The sequence below is a fragment of the Bacillus testis genome, from assembly GCF_001243895.1.
Classification (GTDB): domain Bacteria; phylum Bacillota; class Bacilli; order Bacillales; family DSM-1321; genus Bacillus_AD; species Bacillus_AD testis.
In genome coordinates this window covers 3,384,201-3,402,271 of record NZ_LN851186.1, presented here as the reverse complement: position 1 = coordinate 3,402,271, position 18,071 = coordinate 3,384,201, and the positions used below count along the sequence as shown (strand labels likewise).

The window sequence follows — 18,071 nt, the reverse complement described above, 5'->3', positions numbered from 1 at the left end:
TGATGGCAAAAAAAACGGACAAAACAGTGGCTGTTTTGTCCGTTAAAAGGGGGGAATACTTGAAAACAACGCCTATTGTCATGTTTGGGGGTACATGGCAACAAAGCTGATTGTTTTCTTTACTAATCAAAAGGATTAGTAGAAAGCCTTCCTTTATCAGTATGGCCCCCTATTTATTATTCTATACATCAAATGTGAGTCTATATACAAAAAAGGGTAGGGGAGAGAAAAGATGACGCAGAAAAAGTTATTGGGGATTGCCGGCCTTGGCTGGATGTTCGACGCCATGGATGTAGGAATCCTCTCCTTTGTGCTTGCTGCTCTAGCGAAAGAATGGGGGCTGTCGGCCGGGCAAATCGGGTTTGCCGGCAGCATCAATTCCATTGGGATGATGGTTGGCGCGTTTTTATTCGGTCTGATGGCAGACAGAAAAGGACGAAAAACGGTATTTATTATCACTTTATTGCTTTTTTCTATTGGAAGCGGATTATCCGCTCTTGCAACGTCCTTTGGTTTATTTTTATGTTTAAGGTTTTTAATTGGCATGGGGCTTGGCGGTGAGTTGCCTGTTGCCTCCACGCTCGTTTCCGAAACAGTGGCTGCCCATGAAAGAGGACGGATTATCGTGCTGCTGGAAAGTTTTTGGGCAGGAGGCTGGATTCTTGCTGCGCTCCTTTCCTATTTTGTCATCCCGTCTTATGGATGGCGTGCTGCCATGATGATTTGTACAATCCCGGCGTTTTATGCTCTATATTTACGGATGGGCCTCCCGGATTCACCGCAATTTCAAAAAGCAGAAAAAAGAAAGGTCAGCATCTTTACCCAAGTGGTTGAAGTGTGGGGTAAACCATACAGAAAGAAAACAGCCATGCTATGGATCCTATGGTTTTGTGTGGTCTTTTCATACTATGGCATGTTTCTTTGGCTGCCGAGCGTCATGGTTATGAAAGGATATAGCTTAATCAAAAGTTTTGAGTATGTCCTCATCATGACACTAGCGCAGCTGCCTGGTTATTTTTCGGTTGCCTGGTTGATTGAGAAAGCCGGCAGGAAATTTGTGCTGATCGTCTATTTGGTCGGAACCGCCATAAGCGCCTATTTCTTTGGAAATGCAGATTCCTTGAATGTATTGGTCATTTCGGGAGCGTTTCTGTCATTCTTTAATCTCGGAGCTTGGGGTGCTCTATATGCATATACGCCGGAGCAATATCCGGGCATCATGCGGGGGGCTGGATCGGGCATGGCTGCAGGTGCCGGCCGTTTTGGCGGGATTTTCGGCCCATTGTTGATCGGCTCTCTAGTGGCAAAGGGTACTTCTACAAGCAGTATATTTCTTATTTTTTGCGTAGCTATATTGATCGGGGCACTAGCTGTGATGGTATTGGGGACCGAAACCAAGCAACAGGAGCTGCAATAACGTTAAAAGCCGCCAGCATCGGGCAATCGTTTGCTGGCGGCTTTTTTTGCCTAAATGGTTTTGTGGTATTGTGCGTCTGCCAGTTCGGTTGCCGGCACATCCAAAGCCGTGGATAATTTCATCAGTGTCTGCACATTAGGGATTAGGGTTCCCTTTTCATATTCTTCAATGGTCTTGGTGCCGCACCGTACTTTTAATGCTAATTCCTGTACGCTGATTGCTTTTTCTTCGCGGTATTTATAAATTTTACGGCCAATCTCAGACATTATCCCACCCCCTTTTTTTTGGAAACCTGTCTATCAAATCTTTTTGTTTGTTCCATTATTTCGATAATTAAAGTATACCAGTGAAAAAATGCCAATGGAGAAAGAAAAGTGAACATTCCGTGTGCGTGTTTATAAATTGCATGTTTAGGAAACATCTAAAGAAAAGAATTTGGCAAGGGAGCTTTTTGTAAAAAGACAGTTCCTATGCTATAATATATAATTGTGTAAAAATGACTAAAAATAATGAAGCAATATAGGAGTGTTTATATGTCTACAAAGTATGAAGTAGGTTCAGTTTTAACAGGTACAGTTAAAGGAATTCAGCCTTATGGTGCGTTCGTTGCACTTGATGAGAATACACAAGGATTAGTCCACATTTCAGAAGTAACACACGGTTATGTTAAAGATGTAAACGACTATCTTAAAATTGGCGATGAAGTACAAGTAAAAGTTCTTTCAGTTGATGAAAAAGCAGGCAAAATCAGCTTATCAATCCGTGCTACTCAAGAAGCGCCAGCACAACAAGAACGTACTAAAGCACCAGCTAAAAAGCGTCAAGCCGCTGTTGTTTCTACTTCCGCTCCTGAAGAAGGATTCAACACACTTAAAGATAAGCTTCAAGAATGGATCGAGCAATCAGATCGTCAAGATCTTATCAAAAAATAATCTTGCTAAAAAGGCCGGCGAATCATTTCGCCGGCCTTTTTATGCCATTAGCTAACATTGTAACAAACAGTAGAACCACCGCTATGCTTCGAAAAAAACAGAAAGAAAATAAGGCATTTTCCTTTTCTTTTTTGAATTGTATGTTATCTTAATGGTATGATTTACAAATTTTTAAGAAATATTTTTGAAAGCGCTTTACTAATGGTGCGGTCGATACATGTTTCTTAATGGTAATGCTAAAGCATGAACAAGATGATCATTGCCGGTAAGGTGATGACAACTCAGAATGAAAGAAGGCGAAAGCGGGAGAAAATCATTGGCGAAAAATGACTGGCAACTGTCTCATTCTCTGCCGAGTATCAGTTCGGAAGCATAAGATGCCCGTTGTGGAAGGTTCAATGCGTGATTCTTTCAGTTATCTGATAAACGAGCTGAACAAAATTAGAAATCTGCCGATTAAAGAAGTGCGGGGCATCAATTTGGCCAAGAAATGTCTATACGCCTTGCACAGCCCCTGACAAAAGAGGAATTTGATTGGGCTGTTGCATATCAAAAAAAGTACTAGCGAAACAAAGGAGAAGAGTTAACAAATGGGAGCAACTGCGGTAAAACGAAACCAACAAAAAGCGAACCAGGAAGAAGCAACGAATCTTTTGACCTCTACACAAATCGTCATTCATGAAGCGTTAAGCAAACTGGGCTTTTCGGATGAAATGTATGAATTGCTGAAGGAGCCGCTGCGCATGCTGACAGTGCGGATGCCTGTGCGCATGGATGATGGCAGCATTAAGGTCTTCACTGGCTATCGTGCCCAGCATAATGATGCTGTAGGCCCTACAAAGGGTGGCGTGCGATTCCATCCAGAAGTGGATGAAGAGGAAGTGAAGGCGCTGTCCATGTGGATGAGCTTGAAGTGCGGCATTGTGAATCTGCCCTATGGCGGCGGAAAAGGCGGAATCATATGCGATCCCCGCACTATGTCTATGGGTGAGCTTGAAAGACTGAGCCGTGCGTATGTTCGAGCCATCTCTCAAATTGTTGGACCTACCAAAGATATCCCGGCTCCGGATGTATATACGAACTCACAAATCATGGCTTGGATGATGGATGAATACAGTCATCTTAGAGAGTATGATTCACCTGGTTTCATTACAGGTAAACCGCTTGTGCTCGGCGGTTCACAGGGGCGTGAAAAAGCAACTGCACAGGGAGTGACCATTTGTATCAGAGAAGCGGCGAAGCAAAAAGGATTAGAGCTTAAAGGAGCGCGCGTCATTGTTCAGGGATTCGGCAATGCCGGCAGCTTTCTGGCTAAGTTCATGCACGAGGCGGGTGCTAAGGTAGTCGGCATTTCCGATGCATATGGAGCGCTTTATGACCGCAAAGGCTTGGATATAGATTATTTATTAGACCGCCGGGACAGCTTTGGGACAGTCACGACTTTATTTGAAAACACGATAACAAATGAAGAATTATTGGAAATGGAATGCGATATTTTAGTGCCGGCAGCTATTTCCAATCAGATTACAGCCCATAATGCACACGCAATCAAAGCGCCAATTGTGGTGGAAGCGGCAAACGGACCGACTACGCTGGAAGCGACAAAAATCCTGACGGACCGCGGCATTTTACTGGTGCCGGACGTCTTGGCCAGTGCCGGCGGTGTAACGGTATCCTATTTTGAATGGGTCCAAAACAACCAAGGTTATTACTGGACCGAAGAAGAAGTAAACGAAAAGCTGGAAAAGGTTCTCGTTCAGGCGTTCAATAATGTACATCAATTATCACAGGCAAGAAGCATCGATATGCGATTGGCGGCTTATATGATCGGCGCCCGCAGAATGGCTGAAGCTTCCAAGTTCAGAGGATGGGTATAATAATAAAGTGAAACGAATCGTCTTCTTGCTGGCACTTTGACCTGCCAAATGGATAAACGCCCGATTATAGCCTGTTGAAATAGCAAAAGGAAAAAAACCGCCCAGGGTGATGGGCGGTTTTTTGATGGGAAAATTTTTAGCTCTTAACGGACAGGTTTTGTTTCCGGATTGGATTCCAATTGTTCGTTTGGCTTGAAAAGAAGCCCGAGATTCACTAAGCCGGCAATACCGACTATGCCATAGATAATCCGGGAAAAGGCGCTTCCTTGACCTCCGAAAATGGCAGCTACAAGGTCAAACTGGAAGAAGCCAATAAGTCCCCAATTGATGGCGCCGATAATAGTGAGAACAAGTGCAGTGCGTTGAATTCCGCTCATGGGGTTACCTCCTTAAGAAAAGATATTTCACCTTTATAGCTTGAGTAGAAAAACCAAAAGTATACACGCAGCGGGCGCCGTATTATTTGCCATCATAGGAGATATATGTTGAAATGAAAATGGAGGCGATGAACAATGAATTCTTTTACATATAGAAATCCCGTCAAATTAATATTTGGCAAGGACTCAGTCCAACAATTGAAAAATGAAGTTCCTAATTATGGAACAAAAATATTAATTGTATATGGTGGGGGAAGCATCAAGAAAAACGGCCTTTATGACCAAGTGACTGGCATACTGAAAGAACTGAACGCCGAAATATTTGAGCTATCCGGAGTCGAACCGAACCCAAGAATCTCTTCTGTCCGCAAAGGCGTTGATATCTGTAAAAAAGAAGGCATAGAGTTTGTCTTGGCAATCGGCGGCGGTAGTGTTATTGATTGTACAAAAGCAATTGTGGCAGGCGCTAAATATGAAGGCGATGCCTGGGATATCGTCCTGAAAAAAGTACAGGTGAAGGAAGCCCTTCCTTTCGGGACAGTGTTGACAATTGCAGCGACCGGCTCTGAAATGAATTCAGGTTCTGTCATCACAAACCTGGAAACAAAAGAAAAATACTCTTGGGGAAGCCCTTTAACATATCCGGCTTTTTCAATTCTTGATCCGCAGAATACATTTTCGGTTCCATTGAACCAGACTATTTATGGCATGGTCGACATGATGTCGCATGTATATGAACAATATTTCCATCAAACAGAGAATTCGCCATTGCAGGACCGCATGTGTGAAGGAGTATTGCAGACGGTCATTGAAACAGCTCCTAAGTTAATTGAAGACTTGAATAATTATGAACTGCGGGAAACCATCCTTTATTCAGGCACTATTGCCTTGAATGGTTATTTATCAATGGGTGTCGCATCCGATTGGGCCACACACAATATTGAGCATGCCGTATCGGCCGTCCATGACATCCCTCATGCAGGTGGCTTGGCGATCCTGTTCCCTAATTGGATGGAGCATACAATGCATGAACGGATCGAGCGTTTTGTACAATTGGCTGTGCGTGTATGGGGAGTCGATCCAGCAGGCAAAAGCAATGAGGAAATTGCCCGTGAAGGAATTGAAAAGCTGCGGGAATTCTGGAAGAGCCTTGGAGCGCCGTCACGTTTGGCAGATTACAACATAGGCGAAGATTCCATTCCTTTAATAACAGAAAAAGCAATGGCGAAAGGCGAGTTCGGCAATTTCAAAAAGTTGAACAGCGAAGACGTCACAGCTATCCTAAAAGCATCTTTATAAAGTGGAAATTTGATTGGTGGGGTTTTTATTCTTTCCCCACCGATCAGTAGTTGAACCAATTTTAGTTCTTGCTGCCGTTTTCTCTCCCGCTTTATTTCCCATGTGGGGAGTCTTCACGCCAGTTAGAATGAAAAAAACGACCTGGGAAGGTTGTTTTTTTTATGCCTGGATACGAAAAAAAGCATTATTCTATTTTCTAGTGATTGCGTATAACGACAATTATGTTACGAAACAATAGTAAGAGACTGGAATTATGCCAGGTTGTCTTGATTATCTAAAGCGGTTTCGTTAAAGTGGAAGATGTAAATTGAAAATTGGAGGCAAAGATATGACACATATTGGTTTTGATTATTCAACAGCGCTAACTTTTTTTGGTGAGCATGAAATTACATATTTGAAAAGCGCAGTGGCTGCCGCTCATCAGGCATTGCATGAAGGAACCGGGGCAGGGAACGACTTCCTAGGTTGGATCGACCTTCCTACCTCTTACGATAAAGAAGAATTCTCCCGTATCCAAAAAGCCGCAAAGAAAATCCAAAGCGATTCTGATATCCTATTGGTGATCGGGATCGGCGGTTCTTACCTGGGTGCGCGTGCCGCAATCGAAATGCTTCAGCACAGCTTTTACAACGCGTTGACAAAAGAACAAAGAAAGACACCACAAGTTGTTTTCGTAGGAAACAATATCAGTTCCACTTATATAACAGACTTGATGGATCTGCTTAAGGACAAAGACTTCTCAATCAATGTTATTTCTAAATCAGGCACTACAACGGAGCCGGCACTTGCTTTCCGTATTTTCCGCAAACTATTGGAAGATAAATATGGAAAAGAAGAAGCCCGTACGCGCATTTATGCAACTACAGATAAAGCACGTGGAGCGCTTAAGTCAGTGGCTGATGAAGAAGGCTATGAAACCTTCGTCATTGCAGATGACATCGGCGGACGCTTTTCTGTCCTGACAGCTGTAGGGTTATTGCCAATCGCTGTAACTGGAGCTGACATCCAGGCGATCATGGACGGAGCAAAAGCGGCGCAAAATGACTTCAGCACACCAGACCTTGAGAAGAATATTGCTTATCAATATGCAACTGTCCGCAACGTATTGTATAACAAAGGGTATACAATCGAAATGTTGATCAACTATGAGCCAGGCCTTCAGTATTTCTCTGAGTGGTGGAAACAATTATTCGGTGAAAGTGAAGGGAAAGACCAAAAAGGCATCTATCCTTCTTCCGCAAACTTCTCTACAGATCTACACTCTTTAGGTCAATATGTGCAAGAAGGACGCCGTGACTTGTTCGAAACAATCGTTAAAGTCGACAAGGCTCGCCATGAATTGACAATTGAACTTGAAGAGAATGATGGAGACGGATTGAACTATCTTGCAGGACAAACAGTTGACTTTGTGAATAACAAAGCATTCCAAGGAACTCTTCTTGCTCATACAGACGGCGGAGTACCGAACTTGGTCGTTACAATCCCGGCAATGGATGCCTATACATTCGGTTACCTAGTGTACTTCTTCGAAAAAGCATGTGCTATAAGCGGCTACCTACTTGGCGTCAACCCATTTGACCAGCCAGGAGTCGAAGCGTATAAAGTAAATATGTTCGCCCTTCTTGGCAAACCTGGTTTTGAAGAGAAGAAAGCAGAGCTTGAAAAACGCTTAAAATAAAAGTGTTTAAATACGAATCATAAAATGCAAGCATGGCTGATTGGCCAACCTTTTTATAGAGGTGGCGCCAGCCATGCTTTTTTTGTTTTTTCATCCATACTATATGGCTTCAGTGCTATTAAATGCCTTTGCCTATTTTTGTGTATCTAGGTGTTTGTACAAACGACTTTCTTGGAATGACATTATATATATAATAAATCCAACTAAAGGAGAAGATGACATGTCGTTTAAAAATTGTTACTGCGAATTCAGCCCATGTCGTTGCCGAAAAAAGAAATATCGTGTAGATTCTTGCAGCTATTTCAGCAGTTCTAGCTATTTCAGCAGTTCTAGTTATTGCTGCAGTTCTAGTTACGATAGCAGTTCTAACTATGACAGCAGTTCTAGCTATGACAGCAGCTGCAGCTATGACAGCAGTCCTAGCTATGACAGTAGCTCCCACCGTGAATCTCCAAGCAGTTCATCAAAACGTTCTGAAAGCAGTTCAAGCGGATCAAACAATCATTCAGAAAACAGCAGCTCATTTTCCGGCGGAGACAGAGAAAGCAGAATGCAGGCCAATATGGCATTCGGATCGCTCTATAACTCGGCAGCTAATCCTCTTGTTCCGGCAGTAGCGCTAGCCGCCTTACCTAACTCAATCTCACAGGGAACGATCGTTGATTTTCCACAAGTGGGCCCTTTCTTGGGCACCATCCCTAACCCTGCATCCAATTCCCTTACTGTCATCTCATCAGGTATCTATGATCTTTCATTCTCCTTGACCGTCAGCTTATTCACTACAGCCCTGCCAGCTGTAGGTACTCCAGATTTGATCTCATGCAGCATCTATGTGAATGATATTCTTGACCCAATTAGCACCGTAACAATCTCCAGCGATACTGTAGGAAATACAGTTTCCACATTAACTAAATCTATTCATCGTTTTCTGAATAAAGGAGATGTTGTGACTGTTCGCTGCAGTGCTGTGTCCTTAACAGAAAACACATCTACTGCTGCGTATGGAGGCTCATCTCTAGTAGTGAAAGAAATTCTGAAGACACGTTCCTTGCCGGCTTTGAACAGTTTGTCATTAGACGATGGTTTGAATATGGACAATGGATTTACCGGCACTCCAACAGGTTTAAATATAGGAGAGTAAAGTGAAGCCTCCCCCGCTATAGGCGGGTTTTTTTATTTTGGGAAGAAATACAAGATTATATGCCGGAGACAGGGAAAACCTAAAGCCGAGGAGTGAATCAAAATGATAGAAATTCCGACAAGATTGACTGGTAAAACATTTGCCTTGGCTTCTCTGGAAACTTGTTTGCGGGCGCTTGGATATACCCTTGGCGGGAATTGGGAGTATGACCATGGGTATTTTGATTATAAAATAGCGGATCTTCCCGGCTATACGTTTCTTCGGCTTCCTATCTATGCTTACCAATGTGACTTGGATGAAAAAGGCGCTTCTGTCCGCCTTGGCACTCCGTTCATACTTGCGCATCAATACCAGCCCGGCATTGATGGGAGTTATTCGAAACCAAGCACTCTGACGGCAGTTTTCAATCAATTTGCCGAGCCAATAGAAAAGGATGCTACTGTGCAAGATGAATATGTCATTTTGGGGAAAGCTTTGGTGCAGGAACTGGAGCGCCTCCTGCTGTAAAAATAGCCTGCGTGTAGCGGTTTTATTGACACGTGGGCTCTTCTCCTGTTAATAATTGCACCATGCGTTCACCGGCAAAAACATTTGTTTGGATAATCTCATCTGCCCCTGCCCGTTTGGCATTCTCGACTTGTTCTGCAGTCAGAATCTCTATGCATGCATAGATCGATGGATTCAATCCTTTGCAGGCAATCAACGTCAGAATGGAAAACATATCAGTCTGGAATTCACGCTGCCTGAAATCAGCGGTTATCAATATTTTTTTTGCGTTTTGTATACAGGCGTGTTTTAAAACTTCATCCTCAGTCGCTTTTCCATGGAGGAAATGGAACCTGAACTGAGTATCGGGATGCTTTTTTAAGGATTGGTCGATAAGTACAATCGGGGTTTTATCCTTTTTTTTTCGCAAGGATGCGATTATATTTTTCGACCGTTCGTTCCAGCCGACAATGATGTAATGTCCTTCGCCATTAAAAGCTTGTGTACCGCGCAAAAAACTTTCCTCCGATTGAACTGCCGATTTAGCTAATACAGCGAAATAAGATGTAACAAAGCCTGCACCAGTTAGAATCAGCATCATTCCTATGATTTTGCCGGATGGCGTTTTCGGCACAAAGTCACCGTATCCTACAGTGGAAGTGGTGATGATCGCCCACCATATGCCGTCCAGAAGTGTTGGGAAAGTAAAGGGCTCAATCAAAGTGATCGCAATGCCAAAAAAACTGACCAATAAAAAGACGATGATGATAAGCCGGCCAAGACGGGGAATTTTTGAAAAGAAGGCTCTAAAATGATGGTTCATCCCTCTCACCTTATCTAAATGATTTTTTGTCCTCTTCTAACCAACGCTTAGAATTCTGTTTCACCAGATGTGTGAAATGGAAAAAGTGTAAGTTGGAAATCAAGCGATAGAAAGAATGCGGGTTAGTTCAACAAATGACTGGTTGGCAGAAACCCTAGCAATCAAAGTTTCACGTTACTAGTATGTACATAAAAAAGAAAATGAACCTGTTGGACTTCTGACTGGCGCTAAGATTCCCCTCCACAGAGCAGTCTCTGTTGCTGCGTTGAATATAATGATGCTATCATTGGGAATAAGTCGTTTTAATGAGTTTAGTTGTTAATGCGGCTTTTTTGATCCATAACTGGCGCTAAAACGCCCGCTTCAACACGGAAGTGAAGATAAAGAAGCATAGGCAGGAGATCAAGAGTTAGTTAGAATCCAATTAAAGTTTCACTTTATGGATGTAAGGAGTGATCATGATGCCTTCACAAGAATCAATTCTGTTACATACTGAAGCATACGTAAAAGAAGAATTGGCCGGAGAGCCGAGCGGGCATGACTGGTGGCATATCCATCGCGTAAGGCAAACTGCGCTGGCCATTGCTGAAGCAGAAAGGGCAGATGCCTTTATTTGCGAAATGAGCGCATTGCTGCATGATCTTGCCGATGAAAAATTGAATGACAGTAAAGAAGCGGGCATGGAAAAAGTTCATGAGTGGTTATGTTCACAAGATGTTGACCCTGAGTCCAGAAAACATATAGAAATGATTATTTCCACGATGTCATATGCAGGCGGCAACGGGCCTGCCATGGAAACAATCGAAGGCAAGGTTGTGCAGGACGCCGATCGGCTTGATGCCATTGGTGCCATCGGCATTGCGAGAGCTTTTGCGTATGGCGGAGCTAAAGGGCATATCCTCCATGATCCGGACAGTTCTCCAAGGGAGATAACAACAGCCGAGGAATACCGGACAAAACCCGCTACTGCCATTAATCATTTTTATGAAAAGCTGTTCAAACTGAAAGATTTAATGAATACCTCTTTTGGACGGAAAATAGCTGAAAGAAGGACTGAACGGATGCATGTTTTCTTAGAAGCGTTCTATGCAGAGTGGGAAGGCCGGCAATAGAGACAGGCATAATAGAAAAACTATTTTCTTGAATCCTGCTCCTAATAAGAGGAAAGGCGGAATGGCTGACCCTTTCTTGGGAACGTAAATTGGTGTAAAACAAAATACAATATAAATAGCAGTGGGATAAAGTTTACATGATATATTCCCATTCGTTTCTTCTTAAAAGAGGATATGTATGGCTTCTTGCCCCATGACGGCAGCAATGTTGCGGGTGAGAAATCATTCATTGGGCTAACTGGCAATAAAGAACCCCGATCCATTTTGGTGATCGGGGTTCTTAGCTTTAGGAGTTGATTTCAGAAGAGATCAGCAAGGCAAATGCCTGCGCTCCTGTTTTTGTTAGATGGATACCATCATTGGCAAAGTACTCATTATGCCCAGTGCTGCTGTCAAACCAATCGACAAGCGAGACGTTATCATGCGAAGACGCAGCGGACGATAGGGAATCATTGACGATGCTTTCCCATGGTCTGGGCACACGCGCATTAATTAGTACAATATGTTTGTCTTTGCCGATCGCATCTAGCAGGCTGCTTAATTGTTTACTGTTGAAAGCGCCGTTTGAACCTAATCCAATGATAATCGTATCGCCCAGCTTTCCATCGCGTTTCATTTGTTCCACTATCGATTCAGCCTGGTGCATCTGTCTGCCGACTTTGGCATCGATGATGATGTTTGGAAAATGTTCCTTTAGAAAAGGGGCAGCATCAATCATGACCGAGTCGCCGATGACGCTGACCATTTTAAGGCTATGTTTAACCTGGTTTTTCTCCGGCTGCTTGCCTTCAGATGGTTTTGTTTGGGATGGCGGGCTGTTATGGTCGCCAACCTGCATATTGGCCGTCTGTGTGTTATGTTGCTCAACGATTGCTTCTGTTTTTTTGTGGCTGGCCAGATCCTTGTCTTGGTTTTCAGGAGTGGATGCCAACCCTATTGATGAAATACAAATGGCGATTAATCCGCATCCAAGCGCAATCCAGCGGCTGGTTGCAACGGCCTTCCATTGGATTTGCCCTGACCGGACCTTTTTCGAGATTCTTCCGATTGCACCGTGTCTAATCGGATTTTCGATATACCGGTAAGATAACTCAGCGATTGCGACGGTGAGCGCCATTTGCGCCAACATACGGAGTGGATGGGCTGAGCCGGTATCCACTTGCTGGGTGGTCAACAAGATAATCGGATAATGCCATAAATAGATACCGTACGACCGCATGCCAATCCATTTCAATGGTTTAAAGCTCATATAGGTTGCCAATTTGCTGCTCGGATGTACAAGTACAGCTATCAGGATGGCAGTGAGTAAAGAAAGCAGCACCATTCCTCCCCGATAAAGAAAGCTATTGTACTCATTTGACAGAACCATCATAAGCAAAATGGAAGCAAGGGCAACGCCGCCTATGATATCCATTGAAAAGCGGATTTTTTTTGGCAATGCCCGCGATAATTTATGGCTGGGCCAAACCATGGCCAATGCCGCGCCAATTAATAAAGAAAACGCTCTTGTGTCCGTTCCGTAGTAGATGCGGCTTGGATCGACCGTCGGGCTGTACAAGATGGCCATTGCCAAAGCGGATGCAAATGCTGCCGTTAATGTGATGACTAACCGCTGCTTCTTTTTCAACTTGAAGAAAAAAGCTCCGAATATCAATAGTGGCCAGACAATATAGAACTGTTCTTCGACTGCTAAGGACCAAAAATGCGTCAAAAGCGATGGTGTACCCATACTTTCAAAATAGGATAAATCTTGGAAGATGTACCACCAGTTGCTGTAATAAAAGACTGCCGGCAAGAAATCATCTCTCAACTTCGCCAAGAAGGATTGGTCGAACAGAGTAACCCAGGCAGTCACCGCGAATAACATAGTGAACATGGCGGGCAGCAATCTTCTTGCTCTCCGGATCCAGAAGTTTTTTAAATCGATGCGTTGGGTCCGGTCCCACTCGATCAATAATAAATTTGTAATTAGATAACCTGATAAAACAAAGAAAATGGTTACACCCAACAAACCGCCGGATGCCCATTTGAAATTCAAATGATAAGCGATAACCGCGAGCACTGCAATGGCTCGCAATCCATCCAGGCCAGGGATATAACGGCTATGCTCTCTTTTTTTCTTAACCATGAGTATTGCCTCTCATGAAGATAAGCTGTTTCATTGAATCATTGTTTGCATGCGTTTTTTGATTTTTCATAGCTGATCCTTCCATTCTATTAAAAAAATAAATTGTCATTGGAATCCATCTAAAATACCACATAATGTATAGGGATCGTATTACGGTTTCGTTACATTTATTTAAACGATGCAAAAAGTATATAAGTTGTGTTTTTTTTATGTTTTTTATGTCCGTTTTAAGTCACTGCCTATTTTGCTTTACACTTGCCCTAACCATTAGGGGGAGTGGATAATTTACATAAACTTCTGAATGTTATACTATTTAGGTAAGTCTATTTCCCATCATAAAAAAATATTGGAAAATGCAGTATATATACTAAGTAAAAAGAAATTTACCAGTATTGTAAAGCGATATGTTCATGAATTTCTATTTGAGGCAAGAAGTAGGAGGAAAAAACTATTTTTATATAGTTCCTATTGACTGAACATTAATTTATTTCAGTTGATTGAATGAGTATGGGGAGCGCATTTGGGAGGGATTTTCCTGCCAAGAAGGCTGTAGCCGGGAATTTTGGTATATGAACACATGAGGAGTGTTGGAGAGTGGTTAAAAATGAAATATTCTCTTGGATTAAATCAATTGTATTCGCATTGGTTATTGTTTTTGTCTGCCGGCAATTTCTGTTTACGCCGGTTACCGTTTCAGGCGAAAGTATGATGCCGACATTTGAAGACCATAATAAAGTGATTGTCAGCAAGATCAGTAAAATTAAGCGATTTGATGTCGTCGTTTTTAAAAGTCCCGAATCGGACGACAATTATATAAAGAGAGTAATCGGTCTGCCTGGCGATACGATAAAGGTAAAAGGAGATGTTCTCTATATTAATGGCCGAGCCTATGAAGAACCTTATCTTAATCAATATAAAGAGGCTCTTCCAATAGGTACGCACTTAACGGACGATTTTACCCTTGCCGAAAAAACGGGTAAAACACAAGTTCCTGAAGGCACCATATTTGTTATGGGGGACAATCGAAGAAACAGCAATGACAGCCGGATGTTCGGCTTTATTTCCGACAAAGCGGTGATGGGCGAAGTGAAGTTCCGGTTCTTTCCTTTTGATGAAATGGGAAACCCCGAATAGAGTGGTACCTTAATCCATTTGGAGTTCCTGTGAAGGATCTTGGCATTTCATATGAATAGCAGAAAAACCAAATAGGGTGAGGAGAGAACTAGAATCTTCAAGAATGGGAAAGGCGCTTAGGTCGCCTTTTTTGTTTGTTCTCTAAATCAATAGGGTCGTTTTAAAAAATCTCAATCTTTAAATGTGTAAAACTAGTCACAACCATCGATGGGATGGTAATATAATGTAGCAAGTGTATTAATCCTATAAGTTTTATTGGTATTGTTAAACTTGTTTACACAATTTAAGGAGGTAATGGAATGACAGGCTATGCTATTTTAAATATTGTTATTATGGTCATCCTATTGGCAGTGCTGGTATATATGCAGAAAAAACATGTGTCCTTCACCAAACGTGTATTTACTGCTTTGGGGATCGGGATTGTGTTCGGTTTATTTTTGCAATATGTCTACGAACCGCAGTCAAAGGCGGTTACTGAAGCGGTAGACTGGTTCAGTATCGTCGGGAGCGGCTATGTGAAATTCCTGCAGATGATTGTTATGCCATTGGTATTCATATCAATTGTTTCTGCTTTCACTCGTTTGAAACTTACGACGAATATCGGCAAAATTGCCATTTTGATTATAGGTATCTTATTAGGGACGACAGCGATTGCTGCTGCTGTAGGGATTGCGTCTGCTAATATCTTTCACTTAGAAGCTGTGCAAATCCAGCAGGGAGATGCAGAGCTTGAAAGGGCAAATCAGCTGAAAGAAACATACGGGACAGTCGATGGCAAGACAATGCCGCAACAGATTCTTGAATTGATCCCTTCAAATCCGTTCCTTGATTTTACTGGCGCCCGTCCAACTTCTACGATTTCTGTCGTCATCTTTGCTGCCTTCATCGGCATCGCCTTTTTGGGTGTCAGACGGAAACAGCCGGAGCATGCAGAGTTCTTTGGGAAAATTGTTGATACGTTCTATAGCATCATTATGAGAATTGTTACACTGATTTTGCGTTTGACTCCATATGGGATTCTCGCCATTATGACTAAAACAGTTGCGACAACCGATATTGATTCGATCGTTAAACTCGGTAAGTTTGTAGGGGCATCTTATGCTGCGATTATTACGATGTTCATCGTACATCTAATTCTCTTGGCGCTAGGTGGATTGAATCCCTATATTTATGCCAAGAAAGCATTCCCTGTCCTATCATTTGCATTTACTTCGAGAACAAGCGCCGGTGCGTTGCCATTGAATGTAAAGACACAGAAACAACTCGGCGTTTCGGATGGCATTGCCAATTTTGCCGGATCATTCGGATTATCGATCGGCCAAAACGGTTGTGCAGGTTTATATCCGGCGATGCTTGCAGTCATGATCGCCCCTACTCAGGGCATTGATCCGATGACACCTTCCTTCATCGCCTCATTGATTGTCATTGTCGCCATCAGTTCATTTGGTGTTGCCGGCGTGGGAGGCGGAGCTACATTCGCAGCCATTTTGGTCCTTTCGGCCATGAACCTGCCAATTGCTCTTGCCGGGCTGCTGATTTCGGTTGAACCATTAATCGATATGGGCCGGACCGCTCTGAATGTCAGCGGAAGTATGACATCCGGTATACTGACCAGCCGGATCATCGGCGACTTGGATACAACACAATATACGGATCAAACCACTAAACTTGAAGCTGAAATGTAAGCGAGAAGAACTGTCTGTTAATGGACAGTTCTTTTTTTATCTAATTGGCGCTAAGACATTCACTTTAAAACGGGTGTAAAGGTGAAGAATGATAAAGTGGGTGTTCAAACTCCAGTAAGAATCCGATTCGTTCAACCATTAAGCTATAATGGAAGGAAAGTGTAATTTGAACAAACAAAGGGGGCTTGATTCATGAAAAAAGAGTTGATCCATACGTACCGAACATTGGCGGACACCTATGCTAACGAAGAGATTGAAGATAATCTGTACAATATATTGTATGAACGGCCGGCTATGATGAAGTTGGTGCCGGAAAATCTTGATGGCTGCGCCGTTTTGGATGCAGGCTGTTCGGCAGGGTGGTATTTAGAAGAAATGCTAAAGAGAGGGGCGGACGTATCCGGTCTCGATCTTAATGAAAAAATGGTGGAGCTTTCAAAGGAAAGATTGGGGGATCAAGCGGATATCCGCTGTCTTGATTTAGAGAAACAACTGCCATACGAAGACCATTCATTCGATTTGATTGTCAGTTCGTTAACGCTGCACTATCTTAAGGATTGGGCGTTCACTTTCCGGGAATTCCATCGGGTCATGAAGCCAGGGGGAATGCTTCTTTTTTCGGTTCATCATCCTTTTAGTGATTTCACGTTATTCAAAAGGGAAGATTATTTCAAAAGAGAACTTTTAAATGATGTTTGGGAGAAGAAGGCCGGTAAAGTGGAGATCCAATTTTACCGCAGGCCCCTTGAAGAAATAGTGGGCCATGTAACCGACCAATTCCTGTTAGATGCTTTGGTTGAACCGCGGCCATTGCCTGAGATGAAGCGATACAGTGAGAAGGCATTCCATTTCCTCAATAAGAATCCTCACTTTCTGATTGTCCAAGCAAAAAAATGTAAAGCTGAATAATTGTCTGGATACTGCTCCTAATGCCGGGGCAGTTTTTTTATTGTTTTTTTGGAAGAAATGCCGCAAACCTTGGCGATTAAAGGTTTCAAGAGCCGCGAGTCGTGTTGGAAAGTGTCTGTCTAAAGTGTCCGGAACGGCTTTTGCATAAATAATAGACAGAGCAACTATTAAAAAAAGGATGTGAATAGGATGGACCTCGATACAAGCATAATCGGCCTGCAGGGGGACATGTTCGTTGTTGAAGTGGAAAAAGGCCATATTAAACGGTTCGCACAGGCCATTGGCGACGATAACCCTTTGTATACGGATGAAGAGTTTGCTAAACAAACCCCTTATGGCGGCTTGATTGCACCGCCGTCATTCCCAATCGCCTTGGCAGCAGGCGATAAAGGAATCGAACTTAATTTAGATGAAAAACGAATGCTGCATGGAGAGCAGGAGTTTATTTATACAAGGCCGATCCGCCCGGGAGATGTCTTGCACTGTCAGATGAAAGTAGCAGATTTTTATGAAAAAGAGGGGAAAAGCGGCAAGATGCAGTTCCTTGTGCTGGATACGGAGATGAAGGATAAAGAAGGAAATATGGTTGTTGTCAGCCGCACGAACATCGTATATAGACCAGCAGCTATTTAATGAAAGGAGGCAGGAAGTATGATCGGCCAATATGAAAAATTGAAAGAAGGCCAACAGTTAGAGAGGCTTCAAAAAAAGGCAGTAACGAAAGTCCAATTAGTTAAATATGCCGGTGCCTCGGGGGATTTCAACCCTCTACATACCGATGATGCATTTGCCCAAAGCATTGGCATGAGCGGTGTAATAGCGCATGGCATGCTTATAATGGGCTTTCTGGGGGAGTATGTCATGAAATTGGCGGGCACGGATGCTGAGGTCCATACCTTTAATATGCGGTTTGGCGCCATGACGAGGCCTGGAGACAGCATTTTCTGTGATGGGACGGTGGAAGAACTGTTCGAGGAAGATGGGCGGCGGTATGTGCGCTTGCTTCTGAAGGCAACAAAAGAAGAAGGCATCACAGTAGGCACAGGAAAAGCAGTACTTCGTTTTTTTTAAAA

Annotated in this window: 17 protein-coding genes; 13 read left to right on the top strand and 4 right to left on the bottom strand. The window is 43.0% G+C overall.

Annotated elements, in window-relative coordinates; all coding sequences use genetic code 11:
- The first annotated feature begins 232 nt into the window (after window positions 1-232).
- The gene (locus BN1765_RS16895; RefSeq protein ID WP_050616213.1) at window positions 233-1,417 is read left to right on the top strand and encodes an MFS transporter; all 1,185 of its coding nucleotides are present in this window, start codon (window positions 233-235) and stop codon (window positions 1,415-1,417) included.
- A gap of 50 nt (window positions 1,418-1,467) precedes the next feature.
- On the opposite strand, the gene BN1765_RS16890 is transcribed toward BN1765_RS16895, so the two are convergent.
- Window positions 1,468-1,683: a helix-turn-helix domain-containing protein gene (locus BN1765_RS16890; protein WP_050616212.1), complete on the bottom strand. Its 216-nt coding sequence runs from the start codon at window positions 1,681-1,683 to the stop codon at window positions 1,468-1,470.
- A gap of 267 nt (window positions 1,684-1,950) precedes the next feature.
- Between BN1765_RS16890 and yugI the strand changes: the two genes are divergently transcribed.
- Window positions 1,951-2,349: a S1 domain-containing post-transcriptional regulator GSP13 gene (gene yugI / locus BN1765_RS16885; protein WP_050616211.1), complete on the top strand. Its 399-nt coding sequence runs from the start codon at window positions 1,951-1,953 to the stop codon at window positions 2,347-2,349.
- A 590-nt stretch (window positions 2,350-2,939) separates the two neighbouring features.
- On the top strand, window positions 2,940-4,226 hold the full coding sequence (locus tag BN1765_RS16880) for a Glu/Leu/Phe/Val family dehydrogenase (protein ID WP_050616210.1): 1,287 nt from the start codon (window positions 2,940-2,942) through the stop codon (window positions 4,224-4,226).
- 143 nt (window positions 4,227-4,369) lie between these two features.
- On the opposite strand, the gene BN1765_RS16875 is transcribed toward BN1765_RS16880, so the two are convergent.
- Complete coding sequence (locus BN1765_RS16875; RefSeq protein ID WP_050616209.1) at window positions 4,370-4,603, bottom strand: DUF378 domain-containing protein; 234 nt, start codon at window positions 4,601-4,603, stop codon at window positions 4,370-4,372.
- A gap of 135 nt (window positions 4,604-4,738) precedes the next feature.
- Between BN1765_RS16875 and BN1765_RS16870 the strand changes: the two genes are divergently transcribed.
- The 4 genes from BN1765_RS16870 to BN1765_RS16845 all read left to right on the top strand — a co-directional run bounded on the left by BN1765_RS16870 (window position 4,739) and on the right by BN1765_RS16845 (window position 9,228).
- Window positions 4,739-5,902: an iron-containing alcohol dehydrogenase gene (locus BN1765_RS16870; RefSeq protein WP_050616208.1), complete on the top strand. Its 1,164-nt coding sequence runs from the start codon at window positions 4,739-4,741 to the stop codon at window positions 5,900-5,902.
- Between the two features lie 328 nt (window positions 5,903-6,230).
- A complete protein-coding gene (locus BN1765_RS16860; protein ID WP_050616206.1) occupies window positions 6,231-7,580 on the top strand; it encodes a glucose-6-phosphate isomerase in 1,350 nt (449 codons plus the stop codon).
- A 220-nt stretch (window positions 7,581-7,800) separates the two neighbouring features.
- On the top strand, window positions 7,801-8,721 hold the full coding sequence (locus BN1765_RS20170) for a hypothetical protein (protein ID WP_147554222.1): 921 nt from the start codon (window positions 7,801-7,803) through the stop codon (window positions 8,719-8,721).
- 102 nt (window positions 8,722-8,823) lie between these two features.
- On the top strand, window positions 8,824-9,228 hold the full coding sequence (locus BN1765_RS16845) for a YugN-like family protein (RefSeq protein ID WP_050616203.1): 405 nt from the start codon (window positions 8,824-8,826) through the stop codon (window positions 9,226-9,228).
- A 22-nt stretch (window positions 9,229-9,250) separates the two neighbouring features.
- On the opposite strand, the gene BN1765_RS16840 is transcribed toward BN1765_RS16845, so the two are convergent.
- The gene (locus tag BN1765_RS16840; protein WP_050616202.1) at window positions 9,251-10,030 is read right to left on the bottom strand and encodes a potassium channel family protein; all 780 of its coding nucleotides are present in this window, start codon (window positions 10,028-10,030) and stop codon (window positions 9,251-9,253) included.
- Between the two features lie 458 nt (window positions 10,031-10,488).
- On the opposite strand from BN1765_RS16840, the gene BN1765_RS16835 reads away from it, so the two are divergent.
- On the top strand, window positions 10,489-11,142 hold the full coding sequence (locus tag BN1765_RS16835) for an HD domain-containing protein (RefSeq protein ID WP_315969840.1): 654 nt from the start codon (window positions 10,489-10,491) through the stop codon (window positions 11,140-11,142).
- Window positions 11,143-11,428: 286 nt separating this feature from the next.
- Here the strand turns inward: BN1765_RS16835 and BN1765_RS16830 are convergent, their stop codons facing one another.
- Window positions 11,429-13,270, bottom strand: coding sequence for an acyltransferase family protein (locus BN1765_RS16830; protein WP_050616200.1), 1,842 nt, complete (start codon window positions 13,268-13,270; stop codon window positions 11,429-11,431).
- A gap of 594 nt (window positions 13,271-13,864) precedes the next feature.
- Between BN1765_RS16830 and lepB the strand changes: the two genes are divergently transcribed.
- From lepB to BN1765_RS16805, 5 genes are all read left to right on the top strand, one after another.
- A complete protein-coding gene (gene lepB, locus BN1765_RS16825) occupies window positions 13,865-14,404 on the top strand; it encodes a signal peptidase I (protein WP_050616199.1) in 540 nt (179 codons plus the stop codon).
- 299 nt (window positions 14,405-14,703) lie between these two features.
- Window positions 14,704-16,089, top strand: coding sequence for an L-cystine transporter (locus BN1765_RS16820; RefSeq protein ID WP_050616198.1), 1,386 nt, complete (start codon window positions 14,704-14,706; stop codon window positions 16,087-16,089).
- A gap of 192 nt (window positions 16,090-16,281) precedes the next feature.
- A complete protein-coding gene (locus BN1765_RS16815) occupies window positions 16,282-16,998 on the top strand; it encodes a class I SAM-dependent methyltransferase (RefSeq protein ID WP_050616197.1) in 717 nt (238 codons plus the stop codon).
- Between the two features lie 189 nt (window positions 16,999-17,187).
- A complete protein-coding gene (locus tag BN1765_RS16810) occupies window positions 17,188-17,631 on the top strand; it encodes a MaoC family dehydratase N-terminal domain-containing protein (RefSeq protein ID WP_050616196.1) in 444 nt (147 codons plus the stop codon).
- A gap of 18 nt (window positions 17,632-17,649) precedes the next feature.
- On the top strand, window positions 17,650-18,069 hold the full coding sequence (locus BN1765_RS16805) for a MaoC/PaaZ C-terminal domain-containing protein (protein ID WP_050616195.1): 420 nt from the start codon (window positions 17,650-17,652) through the stop codon (window positions 18,067-18,069).
- Window positions 18,070-18,071 lie beyond the last annotated feature (2 nt).